This window comes from Pantoea sp. ACRSB (genome assembly GCF_022346905.1).
Classification (GTDB): Bacteria; Pseudomonadota; Gammaproteobacteria; order Enterobacterales; family Enterobacteriaceae; genus Pantoea; species Pantoea piersonii.
Map to the genome: position 1 here is coordinate 209,768 of NZ_JAKRNL010000006.1, position 16,991 is coordinate 226,758.

Here is a 16,991-nt window from a genome sequence, read left to right on the forward strand (position 1 = left end):
TTACAGACGGCACATAAATTCAAGGAGCGGATGGCAAGGACCGAAGAGCAAAGCGTCCCGCGCCATGGATGGCGCGGGCCGAGCGGGCAAGGATGCCGTCTTTTGCGTCTTTGCGATCGGGCCTTGCCATCCGCGACCACCTCGGTCTTACCATCTGCGACCATCTGCGGCCACCTGCGCTCACAGCCGGTCAGGCAATCCGCTTTCCTTCCATCAGTCGCTGCACCAGCGGCGCCATAATCAGCTCCATCGCCAGCCCCATTTTGCCGCCCGGTACCACCAGGGTATTCATATGCGAAATAAACGAACCCTGCAGCATTGCCAGCAGATAGGGGAAGTCGATATTTTCCAGTCCGCGAAAGTGAATAACCACAAAGCTCTCGTCCAGCGACGGGATCTCACGTGCGGCGAACGGGTTTGAGGTATCGACGGTCGGCACGCGCTGGAAGTTGATGTGGGTGCGTGAAAACTGCGGCGTAATGAAGTTGATGTAATCCTCCATCGAGCGAACCACAGAATCCATCACGGCTTCGCGCGAGTGGCCACGTTCGCTGGTGTCGCGCACCAGCTTCTGGATCCACTCCAGGTTAACGATCGGCACTACTCCTACCAGCAGGTCAACTTTCTCCGCCACATTATGCTGCTGCGTCACTACGCCGCCGTGGAGTCCTTCATAGAACAGCACGTCGGTATTTTCCGGCAGCGGCTGCCAGGGCGTAAAGGTGCCGGGCACCTGATTCCAGGGAACGGCTTCGTCGTAGGTGTGCAGATACTTGCGCGACTGGCCTTTCCCCTCATTGCCGTAGTCGGTAAAAGTTTGCTCCAGCAGACCGAAATCATTGGCTTCCGGGCCGAAATAGCTGACGTGACGCCCCAGGTCGCGCGCCTTGCGGATAGCCATATCCATTTCCGGCCGCGTATAGCGGTGGAAGCTGTCGCCCTCCAGCTCGGCGGCATGCAGATTGAGCTGCTGAAAAATTTTACGGAACGCCAGGCTGGTGGTGGTGGTGCCGGCCCCGCTGGAGCCGGTTACCGCAATAATCGGATGTCGTGCTGACATGAAAAAGCTCCCTGTAGAGTCGGGCGATGAGCATTGTTAACATGAAAAGCGCGTCGACGCATCAGCCGCGAAATTCCCTGCGCGGCATAATATTGATGGTTTCATGCAGTTCCGACCAGACCAGCACGACGTCGCCGCGCTCCAGCTGGCGGCGCACATCATCAACTTTTTGCGCCAGGCTGCGCTCCTGCTCGCCATAGTCGGTGCCTTCGCGCAGCACAAAGGCTTCAATCAGGTTGGTAAGCGTATCGGGATCGAGTTGTTGCCAGGGAATAATCATGATGAGAGCCATTGTGTAAGCCACTGCGGCACACGCTGTTCGAGCCACATCTGCGGTTGACGCAGCGTGCCGCCGACAAAGCCAACGTGTCCGCCATGCGGCGTAAGTTGATAGGTGATACTGGCTGAGAGCTGCTCCGGCAGGGGGATCACCTCATCAGTCATAAAAGGATCGTCTTTGGCGTGAATGATCAGCAAGGGCTTACGCACCTTTTTTAACAGCGGCATAGCGCTGGCGCGCCGGTAATAGTCGCCCGCATCAAGAAAGCCATGGGCGCGGGCGGTGATGGCGTCGTCAAAATCGCGCAGGCGGCGCAGCGCCTTAAGCTGCAGCAAATCTACCGGCAGCGTGCCCGGCCACGCGCGCAGCTTACGCTCGGCGTTCTTTTTCAACTGGTCGAGCAGATAGCGTTGATAAAAGCGTGAAAAGCCCTGTTCAAGCTTCAGGCTGCACGGCTCCAGCAGCAGCGGCGCAGAGACGATAACCCCGGCGTCGAGCGGCGCGGCGTCGCCCAGCCTGCCGAGCAGGCAACCCAGCATATTGCCGCCGAGCGAAACGCCTACCGCGGCGGTCGGCGCATCACCCCAGCGCGTTTTCAGCCAGCGCAGAAAAAAGGCGGCGTCTTCGGTTTCGCCAGAGTGATAGATACGATGCAGGCGGTTCGGCTCGCCGCCGCAGCCGCGAAAATGCATCACGACGCCGAGCCAGCCCTGCCGCTGGCAGGCATGCATCAGCCCGTGGGCGTAAGGACTGTGAAAGTTGCCCTCCAGCCCGTGGAACAACACCACGCGCGGCTTATGGCTCGCCTGCTGCGGATCTTCGCTCCAGGCTAGGTCGAGGAAGTCGCCGTCTGGCAGATCGAGGCGCTGCCAGTGCGGACGAAGTAACAGGCGACGACGCACCAGACGCGGCAGCACCGTCTGCAGATGCGGATTGCGCAGGGCGCGCGACGGCATAAAGCCCGCTGTCGCGTCAGGAGTAAAATTCATGCCGCCAGGGCTTGTCTGATCCATATCACACTGTTAGCTTCGTTAAGTTTGTCGCAAGTCTGGGGTGAGGAGCACCCGTTCATGGAACTGAGCCTGTTTTTCTCAATGTTAGGTTTTCTCTGGGTCGCCGCCATCACGCCAGGCCCTAATAATATGTTACTCACCGCCTCCGGCGCCAATTTCGGCTTCTGGCGTACCTTGCCGTTAATGGTCGGCATTATGATCGGCATGCAGGTGATGCTGCTGATGGTGGCGTTCGGCGTCGGTGGCCTGATCCTGCTCTATCCCGCGCTTCACCTTATCCTTAAGATCGCCGGCAGCCTTTATCTGCTCTGGCTGGCCTGGAAAATCGCCACTGCCGCCTATGAGAAGCTGGAAACCGGCGACGCGCCGCCAAAACCGATGCCGTTCTGGCAGGGTGGCCTGCTGCAGCTGATTAACCCGAAAGCCTGGCTGATGGCGCTGGGCGCGGTCGCGAGCTTTAGTCTTGCCGGCGCTGCCTATCTGCATTCCGTCATGGCCATCAGCTTTAGCATGTTTCTGGTTAACCTGGTAGCGGGTGTTATCTGGATCGGCTTCGGCGCGCTGATTGGCCGCATCCTGCAAAGCCGCCGCGCCTGGACCCTCTTTAACGTGGCGATGGGCCTGCTGACCGCCGCCTGCGTGCTGCTTATCTGGCGCTGAACTAGCTGGAGGCGCGCTCGACGCGCTTCCACGGCAGCAGATCGCGCACCACCGGCGACGTCGGGCGGCGAATACGCTGCAGCAAAAGCTGAACGCTGCGCGCGCCAAGCTGATACATCGGCTGTTCAATGGTGGTAAGCGGCGGGTTCAGGCTGCGAGTAAAGGGAATGCCGTCAAAGCCGACGACGGCGAGATCCTCTGGAACGCGCAGGCCCGCTTCCAGCGCGGCATGCACTACGCCTACCGCCAGTACGTCCGACACCGCCAGCACCGCATCCGGCAGCTCAGGCTGCTGCAACAGCTGACGCAGCGCCTGACTGCCCGCCTCGCATGAAATCTCTTCGGCATAGGCCACGCCGCGCCACGGCAGCCCCAGCTGTTCCAGCTCCTCGCGGTAGCCCGCTTCACGCTGGTGTGAATAGAGATAGCGCATATCGCTGTTAACCAGTCCGATACGGCGGCGGCCTTTGCCTGCCAGATAGCGCACCGTTTCGCGCGCCGCGCCGCGGTTATCAATGGCGACGGAAGAGGCTGCTATGGCGGGATCGTATTCTGCGCACTGCACCCAAGGCGCGTCGCCAATCAGGGCGGCGATATCCTGCAGCGTAGAGGCCGCATCCATGGTGATGACGCCATCAACCACCTTGCCGGTCAGCAGACCGAGCCAGGCGGATTCTCGCCGCAGCTGCGAGGCGGAGTTGCAGAGAAGAATATGGTAGCCCTGCGCTTCCGCTTCCGCCTCGATGCCTTGCACCACGCGCGAACAGAAGGGATTGGTAATATCGGAAATCAGCACCAGCAGCATATGGCTCTGGGCGGTGCGCAGCTGGCGCGCAAGCAGGTTGGGCTGGTATTCGCTGGCGGAGATCGCCGCCAGCACCCGGTCGCGCGTGTCCGCTTTTACGCCTGGATGCGCATTAAGCACGCGGGATACCGTAGCTTTAGAGACGCCCGCCAGCAGCGCGACCTTCTCAATGGACATATTGCCGCATACCTTTCTTGCCGGTTAACAGGGAGCCATATCAATAACACAGCGGCAATGTGAGCGCCTGCCATTTTGTCTGAATAATCGGTTCGCCATTGCCACATTTCGCATCAGCTTTGCCGATCATGATCTAAGAACATCTTTTTATTATGAATAATTTTTAATTCCTTTATGAAATCACTGCCGCTGGCGACACTGCACCCATCATAAGAGCCTGGCGGAGTGCGATTTCATGGCAGTGAAAAGACCTTTAACGATATTGGCCGCAGCGCTTTCGCTGCTGGTGTTTCAGGCGCAGGCCGTCAATGTGACGGTGGCGTATCAGACCTCTGCCGAACCGGCAAAAGTGGCGCAGGCGGACAATACCTTTGCGCGCGAGAGCGGCGCGACCGTTGACTGGCGTAAGTTCGACAGCGGCGCGGGCGTGCTGCGCGCGCTGGCGTCGGGCGATGTGCAGATCGGCAATATCGGCTCCAGCCCGCTGGCCGTGGCCGCCACGCAGCAATTACCGATCGAAGCCTTTTTACTGGCGTCACAGCTCGGCAGCTCCGAAGCGCTGGTAGTGAAAAAGGGGATTGGCGGCCCGAAAGATCTGATCGGTAAACGCATCGCCGTACCGTTTATTTCCACCACCCACTACAGCCTGCTGGCGGCGCTGAAGCACTGGGGCATCAAGCCGACAGAGGTGCAGCTGGTAAACCTGCAGCCACCCGCGATTATCGCCGCCTGGCAGCGTGGAGATATCGACGGCGCCTATGTCTGGGCGCCTGCCGTCAACGAGCTGGAGAAAGATGGCAAGGTGCTGACGGACTCTTCGCAGGTAGGGCAGTGGGGCTCGCCGACGCTTGACGTCTGGGTGGTGCGCAAAGATTTCGCCAGCGCGCATCCTGACGTGGTAACGGCTTTCGCCCGCAGCGCCATCGAAGCGCAAAAAACCTACCTTAATAACCCGGACCAGTGGCTGAAGCAGCCGGATAATCTGAGCAAGCTGTCGCGCCTGAGCGGCGTGCCGGAAGCGCAGATAGCGGATCTGGTGAAAGGCAATACCTACCTCACGGCGCAGCAGCAGGTTGAGCAGCTAGGCAAGCCGGTGAATAAAGCGATCGTCGATACGGCCAGCTTCCTGAAAGAGCAGGGCAAGGTGCCGCAGGCGAACGCCGACTACAGCGATTTCGTCACCAGCCGCTTTGTCGAGCCGCTGGCGAAACAGTAAGGAGAACGCCATGCTGCGCATCGCTCATCTTAACGCGCGTTATGCCGGACGACCCGCCCTGCAGGATATCAGCCTGCAGCTCGATAAAGGCGAACTGCTGGTGGTGCTCGGCCCGTCGGGCTGCGGCAAAACAACGCTGCTTAACCTGATCGCCGGCTTTTTGCCGGTAGAGTCCGGCAGCATCACGCTGGAAGGCAACGCTATCAGCGGGCCGGGCGCGGAGCGCGGCGTGGTGTTTCAGCATGAGGGGCTGCTGCCCTGGCGCAACGTGCTGGACAATGTCGCCTTTGGTCTTCAGCTCGCCGGAATGGCGCGCAGCGAACGCAACGCTATCGCGCGGCGGCTGCTAAAAAAGGTCGGGCTTGAAGGGGCGGAAAATCGTCCCGTCTGGCAGCTTTCCGGCGGTCAGCGTCAGCGCGTTGGCATCGCACGCGCGCTGGCGGCGGATCCGCAGCTGCTGCTGCTTGACGAGCCCTTTGGCGCGCTGGATGCCTTTACCCGCGAGCAGATGCAGACCCTGCTGCTGACGCTGTGGCGCGACAGCGGCAAGCAAATTTTCCTGATTACTCACGATATAGAAGAAGCGGTATTCCTCGCCAGCGAGCTGGTGCTGCTTTCGCCGGGGCCGGGCCGCATAGTGGAGCGCCTGAAGCTTAACTTCGGCCAGCGCTTCGCCGCTGGCGAGCCCTGCCGCGCCATCAAATCCGATCCCGCTTTTATTGAACAGCGCGAATATGTGCTGAATCGGGTATTCGAACAGCGGGAGGCCTTTGTATGAGCGCGGTCATCAGCGATAAAACCACCGCGGCGCGTCGTCTGCGCTGGCCTTTTTCCCGCCCGTTCAGCCTCAGCCTGCTGAGCCTGGCGCTGCTGCTGCTGATCTGGTGGAGCGTTACGGCGCTGGGCCTGATTAGCCCGCTGTTTTTGCCTGCGCCGCAGCAGGTGCTGAGCAAGCTGCTGCTGATCGCCAGTCCTCAGGGGTTTATGGACGCCACGCTGTGGCAGCATCTCGCCGCCAGCCTGACGCGCATGCTGGTTGCGCTGTTCGCTGCGGCAGCGATCGGTATTCCGGTCGGCATCGCCATGGGCCTGAGTCCGGCGGTGCGCGGCCTGCTCGATCCGCTGATTGAGCTTTACCGTCCTGTGCCGCCGCTCGCCTATTTGCCGCTGATGGTGATTTGGTTCGGCATCGGCGAGACCTCGAAAATCCTCCTGATCTATCTGGCCATCTTCGCGCCGGTGACGCTTTCGACCCTGGCGGGCATGCGTAATACGCAGCAGGTACGCATCCGCGCTGCGCAGTCGCTGGGTGCCAGCCGCTGGCAATTGCTGCGCTGGGTCATCCTGCCTGGCGCGCTGCCGGAGATCCTGACGGGGCTGCGTATCGGCTTAGGTGTCGGCTGGTCGACGCTGGTGGCGGCAGAGCTGATCGCCGCGACGCGCGGGCTGGGATTTATGGTGCAGTCCGCCGGAGAATTTCTGGCAACCGACGTGGTGCTGGCGGGTATCGCGGTTATCGCGCTGATTGCTTTTACCTTAGAACTTGGGCTGCGCGCCCTGCAGCGTCGCCTGACGCCCTGGAACGGAGAACAACAATGAATGAAAAGCTGAATATCACGGCGCTCGGCCCTTATATTGGCGCGCAGGTGTCGAATCTCGATTTAACCCGACCGCTCAGCGACACCCAGTTTGAGCAGCTCTATCACGCGCTGCTGCGCCATCAGGTGCTGTTTCTGCGCGATCAGCTGATTACGCCGCATCAGCAGCGCGCGCTGGCGGCGCGCTTCGGCGACCTGCATATTCATCCGGTTTACCCGCACGCTGAAGGCGTAGAGGAGATTATCGTGCTGGATACCCACCAGGATAATCCGCCGGACAACGATAACTGGCATACTGACGTTACCTTTATCAACACGCCGCCGGCGGTCGCGATTCTGGCGTCGAAACTTTTGCCTGAGTCGGGCGGCGATACCTTGTGGGCAAGCGGCATCGCCGCCTTTGAAGCCCTTTCGGCGCCGCTCAAAACCCTGCTGGAAGGGCTGCACGCCGAGCATGATTTCAAAAAGTCATTCCAGGAGTATAAATATCGCCGTACCGCAGAGGAGCACCAGCGCTGGCAGGAGGCGGTAGCGAAGCATCCGCCGGTGCAGCACCCGGTGATCCGCACTCATCCGGTAAGCGGACGCAAGGCGCTGTTCGTTAATGAAGGATTCACTACGCGGATTGTGGAGCTGAGCGAAAAAGAGAGCGACGCCGTACTGGCGCTCTTATACGCCCATGCCACTAAGCCGGAGTTCCAGGTGCGCTGGCGCTGGCGGCCGAATGACGTAGCGATCTGGGATAATCGCGTGACGCAGCACTATGCGAATGCGGATTACTATCCGGCAAGGCGGGTGATGCATCGGGCGACGGTGCTGGGGGATCGGCCTTTTTAAATGTCTGTACCGGGCTGCGGTGTAAATATATTAAAACGTCCGTACCGGGCTGCGACTGTGTTGCTGCGCCGGTACGATCGTTTTAAGGCTGGTGCGACTAGCTTGCCAGCATCGCCTCAAGCTGTTCCTGGGCATCCAGCCACGCCATCTCGACCTCTTCCAGCGCCGCTTTACTCTCCGCCTGGCGCTGCAGCGCGGCGGTCAGATCCGCTTTACGGCTGGGATCGTAGATATCGCCGTCGGCAAGCTGCGTTTCCGCTTCGGTGAGCTGGCTCTGCCATTTCGCCATCTGCTTCTCCAGCTTCTCGATCTCTTTGCGCAGCGGCTGCGTCTGGGCGCGCAGCTCGGCGTCGCGGCGCTTCTGATCTTTACGCGCCTGCGCGCTGTTGCCGTTGTCCTGCTTCGGCGCGGCGTCCGCCTGCGCCTGCTGCTTCTGCAGGTCGCTCAGCCACTGCTGGTAATCTTCAAGATCGCCGGGGAAGACATCAACCTTGCCGTCATGCACCAGATAGAGATCGTCGGTGGTGGCGCGCAGCAGATGACGGTCGTGCGAAACCACCACCAGCGCGCCTTCGAAATCGATCAGCGCTTCGGTCAGCGCCTGCCGCATATCGAGATCGAGGTGGTTAGTCGGTTCGTCGAGCAGCAGCAGGTTAGGGCGCTGCCAGACGATCAGCGCCAGCACCAGCCGCGCCTTTTCGCCGCCGGAGAAGCGCGCCGTGACTTCGCTGACCTTATCACCCTGAAAGCCGAAGCCGCCAAGGTAGTCGCGCAGCTGCTGTTCCAGCACCTTCGGCGCAATGCGCGCCAGATGCTGCAGCGGCGACTCGTCGCTACGCAGATACTCCAGCTGATGCTGCGCGAAGTAGCCGAGCTTGATGCCCTTCGCCAGTCCGACTTCGCCCTCAAGCGGGGTCAGCTCGCCCGCCAGCAGCTTAATCAGGGTCGATTTGCCTGCGCCGTTGCGGCCCAGCAGACCAATGCGCGAGCCGGGCACCAGATTGAGCTTGATGGCGTCGAGAATGATGCGCTCGCCATAGCCAGCGGTGACTTTTTCCATCTTCAGCAGCGGATTCGGCAGGCTTTCCGGGGCGCGGAAGCTGAAGCTGAACGGGTTATCGACGTGAGCCGGCGCGATCATCTCCATGCGTTCCAGCATCTTGATACGGCTCTGCGCCTGTTTCGCTTTAGAGGCTTTGGCGCGGAAGCGGTCAATATAGCTTTGCAGGTGCGCCACTTTCTCCTGCTGGCTTTCGAACAGCGCCTGCTGCTGCGCCAGCTTAGCGACGCGCTGCCGTTCGAATGAGCTGTAGTTGCCGGTGTATTCGTAGAGGGTTTCCTGCTCGATATGAATGATCTTATCCACGACCGGATCGAGGAAGTCGCGATCGTGCGAGATCAGGATCAGGGTGCCTTCATAGCTTTTCAGCCAGCGCTCCAGCCAGATTACCGCGTCGAGATCCAGGTGGTTAGTCGGTTCGTCGAGCAGCAGGAGATCGGAACGGCATACCAGCGCCTGCGCCAGATTAAGGCGCATGCGCCAGCCGCCGGAGAAGTCGCTTACCGGCCGGTTAAGCTGCTCCTGACTAAAGCCAAGGCCGTGTAGCAGGCTGGAGGCGCGAGCGTGAATGCTCCAGGCCTGGATCGCGTCCAGCTTGCCATGCAGCAGCGCGATGGCGTTGCCGTCGTTGCGCTGGTTGGCGTCCGCCAGCTCCGCCTCAAGCTGACGATATTCACGATCGCCGTCGATAACGTATTCCAGCGCCGCTTTGCTCAGCGCCGGGGTCTCCTGGTTAACCCAGGCCAGCGCCCAGTTGCCGGGAAAGGTCACGCTGCCCGCGTCGCTGCTGATCTCGCCTTTTAACAGCGACAGCAGGGTCGATTTGCCGCAGCCGTTTTTACCCACCAGACCAACTTTCTGGCCGGGGTTAATGGTGGCGGAAGCGTTATCGAGCAGCACGCGGACGCCGCGGCGGATTTGCAGAGAAGAAAAGACAATCATAAGCGCCGTATCGTCAGAATATGTTAATTTACCCACCACATAATTAGAGGGTGTCGCGTCGTGCATGGTAGCGGAAAACCGCCGCTATGACGACGCTTTGGAAGAGGATAACTATGTCGCAGCCAGCAAAAGTTTTGCTGCTTTATGCCCACCCGGAAACGCAGGAGTCGATAGCGAATCGGGTTCTGCTGCAGTCGGCGCAGAAACAGGCGAACGTCACCGTACACGATCTGTACGCGCACTATCCTGATTTCTTTATTGATATTCACTATGAACAGCAGCTGCTGCGCGAGCATCAGGTTATCGTTTTTCAGCACCCGCTCTATACCTATAGCTGTCCTGCGCTGCTGAAGGAGTGGCTGGACCGCGTGCTGTCGCGCGGCTTCGCCAGCGGCGTCGGCGGCAACGCGCTGGAAGGCAAATACTGGCGCAGCGTGATCACCACCGGCGAGCCGGAGACGGCCTATCATCAGAACGGCCTTAACCGCTATCCGATGTCGGACATTATGCGTCCGTTCGAACTGACCGCGCAGATGTGCCGCATGCACTGGATGACGCCGATGATCCTTTACTGGGCGCGTCGACAGCCGAAAGAGGTGATGAGCCACTTTGCTCGCGCCTATGGCGAATGGCTTGCCGCGCCGCTGCCCAACGGAGGTCTCTGATGGAAGGACAAACGCTGCTGACCGCAGGCGTTATCTATCTGGTGGCGGCGGTGCTGATTGTACCCATCGCTGCACGCCTTGGCATTGGCGCTGTGCTGGGCTACCTGGTAGCCGGGATCGCCATCGGCCCCTGGGGGCTGGGTTTTATCAGCGACGTCGATGAGATCCTGCACTTCTCGGAGCTGGGCGTAGTTTTCCTGATGTTTATCATCGGGCTGGAACTGAACCCGTCGAAACTCTGGGCGCTGCGGCGTTCGATTTTCGGCGTCGGCGCGGCGCAGGTGCTTATCTCCGCCGGCATCCTCGGCGCGCTGCTGTGGCTGAGCAACTTTAGCTGGCAGGCGGCGGTGATTGGCGGCATCGGCCTCGCCATGTCCTCAACCGCGATGGCGCTGCAGTTGATGCGCGACAAAGGCATGAACCGCAGCGAGGCGGGGCAGCTCGGCTTCTCGGTGCTGCTGTTCCAGGACCTGGCGGTAATCCCGGCGCTGGCGCTGGTGCCGCTGCTGGCGGGCAGCGATAGCGGCAGTATCGACTGGATGAAGGTCGGCATGAAAGTGCTGGCGTTTGCCGGCATGCTGGTGGGCGGACGCTACCTGCTGCGGCCGATTTTCCGCTTTATCGCCGCTTCCGGCGTTCGTGAGGTCTTTACCGCCGCCGCTCTGCTGCTGGTGCTGGGCTCGGCGCTGTTTATGGATGCGCTCGGACTGTCGATGGCGCTGGGCACTTTTATTGCCGGTATCCTGCTGGCGGAGAGCGAGTACCGCCACGAACTGGAAGTCGCCATTGACCCGTTTAAAGGTTTGCTGCTCGGGCTGTTCTTTATCTCTGTCGGCATGGCGCTTAACCTTGGCGTACTCTATACCCATATTCTGGAGATCCTGCTCGGCGTGCTGATTCTGGTCACGGTGAAGACGCTGGTGCTCTATGTGCTGGCGCGCGTCTACGGCCTGCGTAGCTCCGAGCGTCAGCAGTTCGCCGGCGTGCTGAGCCAGGGCGGCGAATTCGCCTTTGTGCTCTTTTCCGCTGCTTCATCGGCGCATCTTTTCGCCGGCGATCAGCTGCCGCTGCTGCTGGTGACGGTCACGCTGTCGATGATGACCACGCCGCTGCTGATGCAGGGGATCGATAAACTGCTGGCGCGGCGCTTTAATGAAGTCGATGAAGATGGCGAAAAACCTTTTGTCGAAGATGACCAGCCGCAGGTAATCGTGGTGGGCTTCGGCCGAATGGGGCAGGTGGTCGGTCGTCTGCTGATGGCTAATAATAAAAGGATCACAGTGCTGGAGCGCGACATCAGCGCGGTAAGCCTGATGCGCAAGTATGGCTATAAGGTTTACTATGGCGATGCGACCGAGCTTGAACTGCTGCGCGCTGCCGGTGCGGCCAGCGCGCAGTCAATCGTGATTACCTGTAACGAGCCGGAAGATACCATGGCGATCGTACACCTTTGTCAGCAGCACTTTCCGCAGCTGGAGATCGTGGCGCGAGCGCGCGGACGCGTAGAGGCGCACGAGCTGCTGCTGGCGGGCGTAACGCAGTTCTCACGCGAAACCTTCTCCAGCGCGCTGGAGCTGGGACGTAAGGCGCTGATTTCGGTTGGTATGCATCCGCACCAGGCGCAGCGCGCGCAGCTGCACTTCCGTCGTCTGGATATGCGTATGCTGCGCGAGCTTATGCCGAACCACGCCGACAACGCGCAGATTTCCCGCGTGCGCGAGGCGCGACGCGAGCTGGAGGATATTTTCCAGCGCGAGATGCAGCATGAGAAACGGCAGTTTGACGACTGGGACGAAGATCAGTAACAGCAACACAGGTTAACCAACATGCGTAAACGATTTATTGCTGGTGCGGTTTGTCCGCACTGTCAGGAAAAAGACTCGCTGGCGATGTGGCGTGAAAACAATGTCGACGTAGTGGAATGCGTAAAATGCGGACACCAGATGCGCGAGGCGGATAAGCAGATCCGCGATCAGGTTCGCAGCCAGGAGCAAGTGATCGGTATTTTCCATCCAGAGTAGCGAAATGGCGCAGCTTTTTTTACGCTTAAACTTACAGTGGGATTGAATTCCGATACAATCGGCGCCACTAACGCTGAGGTTAATCGCGTAGCGCAAGGCGCGGCCTCAGCCCCGAACCTTTCTGGTTGGTGTTATTGCACGTAAGAATAGACCAATGAGACGGGATCTCAGTTCTCAACGGTTAGGAGATATCATGAAAGTAGCAAAAGACCTGGTGGTGAGCCTGGCCTATCAGGTACGTACAGAAGATGGTGTGTTGGTTGACGAGTCGCCGGTAAGTGCGCCGTTAGACTATCTGCACGGTCATGGTTCCCTGATTTCTGGTCTGGAAAAAGCGCTGGAAAATCATGCGGTCGGCGACAAGTTTGACGTGCATATTCCGGCTAACGATGCATACGGCCAGTACGACGACAACCTGGTGCAGCGCGTACCTAAAGACGTCTTTATGGGCGTTGACGAACTGCAGGTTGGCATGCGCTTCCTGGCGGAAACTGACCAGGGTCCGGTTCCGGTCGAAATCACCGAAGTGGAAGACGAGCACGTTGTGGTTGACGGCAACCATATGCTGGCAGGCCAGAACCTGAACTTCAACGTGGAAGTTGTCGCGATCCGCGAAGCGACCCCGGAAGAGCTGGCACACGGTCACGTCCACGGCGAACACGGTCACGATCATGACCACGATCACGACCATGGTCATGACCACGGCAACGGCGGCTGCGGCAGCCACGGCGGTTGCGGCTGCAATCACTAAGCTATCCAGCTTTCAAAGGCCACCTTCGCAGGTGGCTTTTTTTTGCCTTGCGTTCGAAGAGTGCGCAGCCATTCTGAGCCTGTCAGTAATGCGGCGGCGGCGTCTCTTCCGACTGCGACGCAATCATCGACGGCGCGGCCGCTTTCAGCTTATCCAGCAGCAGGCGCTGCTGCTCGCGCATCTTCGCCATCTCCAGCTCGTGCTGCACCACCGTTTGATTAAGCTGCTCGATAGTCAGCTCCTGAAAGGCCAGCTTGCTCTCCAGCGCTTCAAGCCGTTGTTCCCACTCTGATTGTTGCATGACCTCTCCTTATAGTGTGACGCGGCGAATCTCGCATCAGCCGCTGATTTTACGGTTTCCCCGGTAAGAATCACCCCATTTCTTTGCCGCTTCGCCTGACAGGGGTTGAATAACGTCTGCCGCAGCATCATCTCTGATGAAACTTCCTGATGCAAAAAAGGTCGGAGGAGAGCCGGGTAATTACGCTGCGGGAGTGTTCGCCGCTGCCGCGTACAGTTATAGTGTGGAGCTTTAGTCCGCAATAATTCCCGAGGTGAGACGCTTCGGTTTTGGAGAAAGGATGAAATCACTGTTTAAAGTCACAATGTTAGCCACCACCATGGCCATCGCGCTGAACGCGCCGCTGGCGATGGCAGCCGAAGCGACTGCAGCACCGGCTGCGAGCGATGCGGCACCCCAGGCACCGAAAAATGCGGCCTTCAAAAACGAAGATCAGCAATCGGCATACGCTCTGGGCGCCTCGCTGGGTCGCTACATGGACAACTCCCTGAAGGAACAGGAGAAACTGGGCATCAAGCTGGACAAAGACCAGCTGATTGCGGGCGTTCAGGATGCATTCGGCGGTAAGAGCAAGCTCTCTGACCAGGAGATCGAGCAGACCCTGCAGGCCTTTGAAAGCCGCGTGAAAGGCGCAGCACAGGCGAAGATGGAAAAAGACGCGAAAGAGAACGCCGATAAAGGCACCGCTTTCGCCAGCAAGTTCGCCAAAGAGAGCGGCGTGAAGAAAACCGAATCTGGCCTGCTGTATAAAGTAGAGAAAGAAGGCACCGGCGATGCGCCGAAAGACAGCGATACCGTTGTAGTAAACTACAAAGGCACGCTGATCGACGGCACCGAATTCGACAACTCCTATACGCGCGGCGAACCGCTCTCTTTCCGTCTCGACGGCGTTATTCCGGGCTGGACTGAAGGTCTGAAGCACGTGAAGAAAGGCGGCAAAATCAAGCTGGTGATCCCGCCGCAGCTCGCCTACGGTAAAAACGGCGTGCCGGGCATTCCGGCCAACTCTACGCTGGTGTTCGATGTTGAACTGCTCGACATCAAACCGGCGCCTAAAGCAGATGAGAAAGCGCAGGCGCCTGCCGCCGACGCGAAGAAATCTCAATAATCTGTCTGCCGCCGCCTTCGGGCGGCGGTTTCATTTCCCGCCTGTGACAAAGCTCTGGCATAAGCGTGCGACATTTGCCAGACTATCCCCTGCATAACTTTCCCAATAAAAAGAGTCTGCCCGCTGCGCTGAGACAGGCTCCAGCCATTTAGGGTAATGTCTTCGATGTCAAATCCATTCAATCCCGGCGAACTGAGCGACTTCGATTTACTGGAGCAGCGTCCGTTCGAGCAAGCGGACTACGATATTCTCAAATCTTATGAGGCAGTCGTCGACGGCCTGGCGATGCTGATTGGTTCGCACTGCGAAATCGTGCTGCACTCGCTGGAAGATCTGAAATGTTCGGCGGTGCGTATTGCTAACGGCGAACATACCGGTCGTAAAGTGGGCTCGCCAATTACCGATCTGGCGCTGCGCATGCTGCACGATATGCACGGCGCAGACAGCAACGTTTCCCGCGCCTACTTCACCCGCGCCAAAAGCGGCGTGCTGATGAAGTCGGTCACCATCGCAATACGTAACCGGCAGCAGCGCGTGATTGGGCTGTTGTGCATCAATATGAACCTCGATGTGCCTTTCTCGCAGATAATGTCGACCTTTATGCCGCCAGAAATGCATCAGGTTGATTCGAACGTTAACTTCGCCAGCTCGGTAGAAGATCTGGTGACGCAGACGCTGGAGTTCACCATTGAAGAGGTAAGCGCCGATCGCAACGTCTCTAACAACGCCAAGAACCGCCAGATCGTGCTGAATCTTTATGAGAAAGGCATCTTCGATATTAAAGACGCGATTAATCAGGTCGCGGATCGCCTCAATATCTCCAAGCACACCGTTTACCTCTACATCCGCCAGTTCAAGAGCGGAGACTTTCAGGGGCAGGAGCGCTGATGCGCTATACCCTGCTGGTGACCGGCCCGGCTTACGGCACGCAGCAGGCGAGCAGCGCCTTGCTGTTCGCCCGCGCGCTGCTGGCCGCCGGTCATCAGCTGCAGAGCGTTTTCTTTTACCGCGAGGGCGTGCTGAACGCCAATGAGCTGACCGCGCCGGCCAGCGACGAGGCGGATATCGTGCGCGCCTGGCTTGCGCTGCATGAAGAGCAGGGCGTGGCGTTAAATATTTGCGTAGCCGCCGCGCTGCGCCGCGGCGTTACCGATGCGCAGGAGGCGGAGCGGCTGCAGCTGGCAGGCAGCAACTTACAGCCAGGGTTTGAACTCAGCGGTCTGGGCGCGCTGGCGGAAGCCGCGCTCGGCTGCGATCGACTGGTGCAGTTTTAATGAATCGCGTCGCCTTTGTTTTTACCCGCGCGCCACACGGCAGCAGCGCTGGCCGCGAAGGGCTCGATGCCGCGCTGGCGACCGGCGCGCTGAGCGAGTCGATAGGCCTGTTCTTTATTGGCGACGGGGTACTGCAGCTGACGCCCGGCCAGCAGCCGGAAATTATTCTGGCCCGCAATCACGCCGCCACGTTTGGCGTGCTGGCGCTGTATGATATTGAACATTGCTATATCAGCCGCGAGGCGTTGCGCGAACGCGGCCTGGCGGAAGAGGGCGCGCGCGTGCTGGACGTCGGCATTCTGGACGCCGCAGCGCTGCGGCAACAGTTAGCGACCTACGATCGCATCATCACCTTTTAAGAGCGCGCTATGTTGCACACCCTGATGCATTCACCTTATTACAGCGACCTCAATACGCTACTGCTGTTGCTGACGGCGGAAGACGATTTGCTGTTGTTGCAGGACGGCGTGCTGGGCGCGCTGGAAGGCAGCAGCGCGTTGAGCCAGCTTCTCGCCTCGCCTGCGGCCTTATGGGTCCTGACGGAAGATGTGACCGCGCGCGGGCTTGGTGGTCAAATTTCAGCCAAAGTAAGGCCGGTGGACTATACTGGTTTCGTCGCGCTCACTGAAAAACATCAGCAGCAGATGACCTGGTAATGCCGTAAAGCCTGGTTATTTCTTGACACCCTATTGGCTCAGCCCTAAAATTCTGCGTCCTCGTAGTAATACGAGGCGATTTATTACGTGTTTACGAAGCAAAAGCTAATCCAGGAGCTATTTAATGGCAACAGTTAACCAGCTGGTTCGCAAACCACGCGTACGCAAAGTTGCAAAGAGCAACGTGCCTGCGCTGGAAGCTTGCCCGCAAAAACGTGGTGTTTGTACTCGTGTGTACACCACCACTCCGAAAAAACCGAACTCAGCACTGCGTAAAGTTTGCCGTGTTCGTCTGACTAACGGTTTTGAAGTTACCTCCTATATCGGCGGTGAAGGTCATAACCTGCAGGAACACTCCGTGATCCTGATCCGTGGCGGTCGTGTTAAAGACCTGCCAGGTGTGCGTTACCACACCGTTCGTGGCGCGCTGGACTGCTCAGGTGTTAAAGACCGTAAGCAGGCTCGCTCCAAGTATGGCGTGAAGAAGCCAAAGGCTTAATGGTTCTCCGTTAAGTAAGGCCAAACGTTTTAACTTAAATGTCAAACTAAACTCGTAGAGTTTTGGAC

At 59.1% G+C, this 16,991-nt stretch carries 21 protein-coding genes; 15 read left to right on the forward strand and 6 right to left on the reverse strand.

The window, feature by feature from the left end:
- Window positions 1-190: 190 nt before the first annotated feature.
- The 3 genes from MHZ89_RS17820 to MHZ89_RS17830 all read right to left on the reverse strand — a co-directional run bounded on the left by MHZ89_RS17820 (window position 191) and on the right by MHZ89_RS17830 (window position 2,353).
- Window positions 191-1,060 (reverse strand): phosphoribulokinase, encoded by an 870-nt coding sequence (locus MHZ89_RS17820; protein WP_311784110.1) that lies wholly within the window; start codon window positions 1,058-1,060, stop codon window positions 191-193.
- A 61-nt stretch (window positions 1,061-1,121) separates the two neighbouring features.
- Complete coding sequence (locus tag MHZ89_RS17825; protein WP_311784143.1) at window positions 1,122-1,340, reverse strand: YheU family protein; 219 nt, start codon at window positions 1,338-1,340, stop codon at window positions 1,122-1,124.
- Window positions 1,337-2,353: a hydrolase gene (locus MHZ89_RS17830; RefSeq protein WP_311784111.1), complete on the reverse strand. Its 1,017-nt coding sequence runs from the start codon at window positions 2,351-2,353 to the stop codon at window positions 1,337-1,339. The genes MHZ89_RS17825 and MHZ89_RS17830 overlap by 4 nt, the downstream gene beginning before the upstream one ends.
- A gap of 57 nt (window positions 2,354-2,410) precedes the next feature.
- Between MHZ89_RS17830 and MHZ89_RS17835 the strand changes: the two genes are divergently transcribed.
- Entirely contained in the window at window positions 2,411-3,013 is a 603-nt protein-coding gene (locus MHZ89_RS17835) for a LysE family translocator (protein ID WP_311784112.1), read from the forward strand.
- Between the two features lies 1 nt (window position 3,014).
- Here MHZ89_RS17835 and MHZ89_RS17840 read toward each other — a convergent pair whose 3' ends face one another.
- Window positions 3,015-3,995: a LacI family DNA-binding transcriptional regulator gene (locus MHZ89_RS17840; RefSeq protein ID WP_311784113.1), complete on the reverse strand. Its 981-nt coding sequence runs from the start codon at window positions 3,993-3,995 to the stop codon at window positions 3,015-3,017.
- 235 nt (window positions 3,996-4,230) lie between these two features.
- On the opposite strand from MHZ89_RS17840, the gene tauA reads away from it, so the two are divergent.
- Genes tauA through tauD form a run of 4 tightly spaced genes read left to right on the forward strand, consistent with a single transcriptional unit; the run spans window position 4,231 to window position 7,646 of the window.
- Window positions 4,231-5,211, forward strand: a complete 981-nt coding sequence (tauA, locus tag MHZ89_RS17845; protein ID WP_311784114.1) for a taurine ABC transporter substrate-binding protein — start codon at window positions 4,231-4,233, stop codon at window positions 5,209-5,211.
- A gap of 10 nt (window positions 5,212-5,221) precedes the next feature.
- Window positions 5,222-5,989 (forward strand): taurine ABC transporter ATP-binding subunit, encoded by a 768-nt coding sequence (tauB, locus tag MHZ89_RS17850; RefSeq protein WP_120457333.1) that lies wholly within the window; start codon window positions 5,222-5,224, stop codon window positions 5,987-5,989.
- Window positions 5,986-6,810: a taurine ABC transporter permease TauC gene (gene tauC / locus MHZ89_RS17855; protein WP_311784115.1), complete on the forward strand. Its 825-nt coding sequence runs from the start codon at window positions 5,986-5,988 to the stop codon at window positions 6,808-6,810. The genes tauB and tauC overlap by 4 nt, the downstream gene beginning before the upstream one ends.
- Complete coding sequence (gene tauD / locus MHZ89_RS17860; RefSeq protein WP_311784116.1) at window positions 6,807-7,646, forward strand: taurine dioxygenase; 840 nt, start codon at window positions 6,807-6,809, stop codon at window positions 7,644-7,646. Before tauC ends, tauD begins: the two co-directional genes overlap by 4 nt.
- Window positions 7,647-7,743: 97 nt before the next feature.
- Here the strand turns inward: tauD and MHZ89_RS17865 are convergent, their stop codons facing one another.
- Window positions 7,744-9,648 (reverse strand): ABC transporter ATP-binding protein, encoded by a 1,905-nt coding sequence (locus MHZ89_RS17865; protein WP_311784117.1) that lies wholly within the window; start codon window positions 9,646-9,648, stop codon window positions 7,744-7,746.
- Between the two features lie 113 nt (window positions 9,649-9,761).
- On the opposite strand from MHZ89_RS17865, the gene kefG reads away from it, so the two are divergent.
- From kefG to slyD, 4 genes are all read left to right on the forward strand, one after another.
- Window positions 9,762-10,313 (forward strand): glutathione-regulated potassium-efflux system ancillary protein KefG, encoded by a 552-nt coding sequence (kefG, locus tag MHZ89_RS17870; protein WP_311784118.1) that lies wholly within the window; start codon window positions 9,762-9,764, stop codon window positions 10,311-10,313.
- Window positions 10,313-12,118, forward strand: coding sequence for a glutathione-regulated potassium-efflux system protein KefB (gene kefB / locus MHZ89_RS17875; RefSeq protein WP_311784119.1), 1,806 nt, complete (start codon window positions 10,313-10,315; stop codon window positions 12,116-12,118). The genes kefG and kefB overlap by 1 nt, the downstream gene beginning before the upstream one ends.
- A 21-nt stretch (window positions 12,119-12,139) precedes the next feature.
- On the forward strand, window positions 12,140-12,334 hold the full coding sequence (locus tag MHZ89_RS17880; protein WP_311784120.1) for a YheV family putative zinc ribbon protein: 195 nt from the start codon (window positions 12,140-12,142) through the stop codon (window positions 12,332-12,334).
- A gap of 193 nt (window positions 12,335-12,527) precedes the next feature.
- Window positions 12,528-13,085 carry a peptidylprolyl isomerase gene (slyD, locus tag MHZ89_RS17885; protein WP_311784121.1) on the forward strand — a complete coding sequence of 186 codons (558 nt, stop codon included), beginning with the start codon at window positions 12,528-12,530 and terminating at the stop codon, window positions 13,083-13,085.
- An 82-nt stretch (window positions 13,086-13,167) separates the two neighbouring features.
- On the opposite strand, the gene MHZ89_RS17890 is transcribed toward slyD, so the two are convergent.
- Entirely contained in the window at window positions 13,168-13,386 is a 219-nt protein-coding gene (locus MHZ89_RS17890) for a SlyX family protein (RefSeq protein WP_120457351.1), read from the reverse strand.
- A 280-nt stretch (window positions 13,387-13,666) separates the two neighbouring features.
- Here MHZ89_RS17890 and fkpA point away from each other — a divergent pair, with 280 nt between their 5' ends.
- From fkpA to rpsL, 6 genes are all read left to right on the forward strand, one after another.
- On the forward strand, window positions 13,667-14,494 hold the full coding sequence (fkpA, locus tag MHZ89_RS17895; RefSeq protein ID WP_120457352.1) for an FKBP-type peptidyl-prolyl cis-trans isomerase: 828 nt from the start codon (window positions 13,667-13,669) through the stop codon (window positions 14,492-14,494).
- A gap of 165 nt (window positions 14,495-14,659) precedes the next feature.
- Window positions 14,660-15,382: a transcriptional regulator gene (locus MHZ89_RS17900; protein WP_120457354.1), complete on the forward strand. Its 723-nt coding sequence runs from the start codon at window positions 14,660-14,662 to the stop codon at window positions 15,380-15,382.
- On the forward strand, window positions 15,382-15,768 hold the full coding sequence (gene tusD, locus MHZ89_RS17905) for a sulfurtransferase complex subunit TusD (protein ID WP_126689783.1): 387 nt from the start codon (window positions 15,382-15,384) through the stop codon (window positions 15,766-15,768). The genes MHZ89_RS17900 and tusD overlap by 1 nt, the downstream gene beginning before the upstream one ends.
- On the forward strand, window positions 15,768-16,127 hold the full coding sequence (gene tusC, locus MHZ89_RS17910; protein WP_311784122.1) for a sulfurtransferase complex subunit TusC: 360 nt from the start codon (window positions 15,768-15,770) through the stop codon (window positions 16,125-16,127). Before tusD ends, tusC begins: the two co-directional genes overlap by 1 nt.
- A gap of 9 nt (window positions 16,128-16,136) precedes the next feature.
- The gene (tusB, locus tag MHZ89_RS17915; protein ID WP_311784123.1) at window positions 16,137-16,424 is read left to right on the forward strand and encodes a sulfurtransferase complex subunit TusB; all 288 of its coding nucleotides are present in this window, start codon (window positions 16,137-16,139) and stop codon (window positions 16,422-16,424) included.
- Between the two features lie 124 nt (window positions 16,425-16,548).
- Entirely contained in the window at window positions 16,549-16,923 is a 375-nt protein-coding gene (gene rpsL / locus MHZ89_RS17920; RefSeq protein WP_003852912.1) for a 30S ribosomal protein S12, read from the forward strand.
- Window positions 16,924-16,991: the final 68 nt, after the last annotated feature.

Coding starts and splice junctions, on each gene's coding strand:
- rpsL (WP_003852912.1), top strand. CDS start 16,549: ATGGCAACAGTTAACCAGCTGGTTCGCAAACCACGCGTACGCAAAGTT.
- MHZ89_RS17835 (WP_311784112.1), top strand. CDS start 2,411: ATGGAACTGAGCCTGTTTTTCTCAATGTTAGGTTTTCTCTGGGTCGCC.
- tusD (WP_126689783.1), top strand. CDS start 15,382: ATGCGCTATACCCTGCTGGTGACCGGCCCGGCTTACGGCACGCAGCAG.
- fkpA (WP_120457352.1), top strand. CDS start 13,667: ATGAAATCACTGTTTAAAGTCACAATGTTAGCCACCACCATGGCCATC.
- tusB (WP_311784123.1), top strand. CDS start 16,137: ATGTTGCACACCCTGATGCATTCACCTTATTACAGCGACCTCAATACG.
- slyD (WP_311784121.1), top strand. CDS start 12,528: ATGAAAGTAGCAAAAGACCTGGTGGTGAGCCTGGCCTATCAGGTACGT.
- kefB (WP_311784119.1), top strand. CDS start 10,313: ATGGAAGGACAAACGCTGCTGACCGCAGGCGTTATCTATCTGGTGGCG.
- MHZ89_RS17890 (WP_120457351.1), bottom strand. CDS start 13,386: ATGCAACAATCAGAGTGGGAACAACGGCTTGAAGCGCTGGAGAGCAAG.
- MHZ89_RS17900 (WP_120457354.1), top strand. CDS start 14,660: ATGTCAAATCCATTCAATCCCGGCGAACTGAGCGACTTCGATTTACTG.
- MHZ89_RS17880 (WP_311784120.1), top strand. CDS start 12,140: ATGCGTAAACGATTTATTGCTGGTGCGGTTTGTCCGCACTGTCAGGAA.
- tusC (WP_311784122.1), top strand. CDS start 15,768: ATGAATCGCGTCGCCTTTGTTTTTACCCGCGCGCCACACGGCAGCAGC.
- MHZ89_RS17865 (WP_311784117.1), bottom strand. CDS start 9,648: ATGATTGTCTTTTCTTCTCTGCAAATCCGCCGCGGCGTCCGCGTGCTG.
- MHZ89_RS17830 (WP_311784111.1), bottom strand. CDS start 2,353: ATGGATCAGACAAGCCCTGGCGGCATGAATTTTACTCCTGACGCGACA.
- tauD (WP_311784116.1), top strand. CDS start 6,807: ATGAATGAAAAGCTGAATATCACGGCGCTCGGCCCTTATATTGGCGCG.
- MHZ89_RS17825 (WP_311784143.1), bottom strand. CDS start 1,340: ATGATTATTCCCTGGCAACAACTCGATCCCGATACGCTTACCAACCTG.
- MHZ89_RS17820 (WP_311784110.1), bottom strand. CDS start 1,060: ATGTCAGCACGACATCCGATTATTGCGGTAACCGGCTCCAGCGGGGCC.
- MHZ89_RS17840 (WP_311784113.1), bottom strand. CDS start 3,995: ATGTCCATTGAGAAGGTCGCGCTGCTGGCGGGCGTCTCTAAAGCTACG.
- kefG (WP_311784118.1), top strand. CDS start 9,762: ATGTCGCAGCCAGCAAAAGTTTTGCTGCTTTATGCCCACCCGGAAACG.
- tauB (WP_120457333.1), top strand. CDS start 5,222: ATGCTGCGCATCGCTCATCTTAACGCGCGTTATGCCGGACGACCCGCC.
- tauC (WP_311784115.1), top strand. CDS start 5,986: ATGAGCGCGGTCATCAGCGATAAAACCACCGCGGCGCGTCGTCTGCGC.
- tauA (WP_311784114.1), top strand. CDS start 4,231: ATGGCAGTGAAAAGACCTTTAACGATATTGGCCGCAGCGCTTTCGCTG.